At 74.1% G+C, this 571-nt stretch carries 2 protein-coding genes; one reads left to right on the forward strand and one right to left on the reverse strand.

From position 1 onward, the window contains the following. Window positions 1–284: STAS domain-containing protein (locus tag CCN33_RS30620; RefSeq protein ID WP_140394781.1), on the forward strand; the 284-nt coding region annotated here is incomplete at its 5' end. A gap of 3 nt (window positions 285–287) precedes the next feature. On the opposite strand, the gene CCN33_RS30625 is transcribed toward CCN33_RS30620, so the two are convergent. Then, window positions 288–571 (reverse strand): ATP-binding protein (locus CCN33_RS30625; protein ID WP_167387992.1); only part of this gene is annotated, 284 nt, incomplete at its 5' end.

Below are 571 nucleotides of genomic sequence, written 5' to 3' on the forward strand. Positions count from 1 at the left end.
ACGCGCACGTCCTGGAGCACGGCCCGGCGCTGCGGGAGATGCAGCTGAACTGCGCGGGCCTGCGGCTGGTGGACTCCAGCGGGCTGTCCGCCCTGCTCACGCTGCGACGACGGACCCATCCGGCGGGCGTCACCCTGCACCTGCGCCACCGGCCGGTGCAGTTGACCCGGATGCTGGCGCTCACCGGCACCGCCGAGTACCTCACGGCCGGCCCGGACGGCATGGCGGAGCCCGTCGGGCCGTCCGGGGAACTCCCCGGCGAGGCCGAGTCCACCTCGTCCTGAGCGTCAGCGCTCCGAGGCCGGCCGCTCCGCGTGGTCGCCGGTGGGCAGCTTCCACCACGCGGTGATCGTCTTGCCCCGTGCGGTGGGCGCGACGGCGGTGTGGTCGCTGAGCTTCTCCACCAGCCCGAGGCCCAGGCCTCCTCGGCCGTCCAGGGGCGGGTTCGGGCGCGGGGTCGGCAGTTCGGGACTGTCGTCGGTGATCTCCAGGATGAGCTGCCCCTCCTCCAGCCTGAGGACGAGCGACCAGGTGCCGTCGGGGGTGTGCCGGACGGCGTTGGTGACCAGCT

The sequence above is a fragment of the Streptomyces recifensis genome (assembly GCF_002154615.1).
In the GTDB taxonomy this organism is placed as follows: Bacteria; Actinomycetota; Actinomycetes; order Streptomycetales; family Streptomycetaceae; genus Streptomyces; species Streptomyces griseoluteus.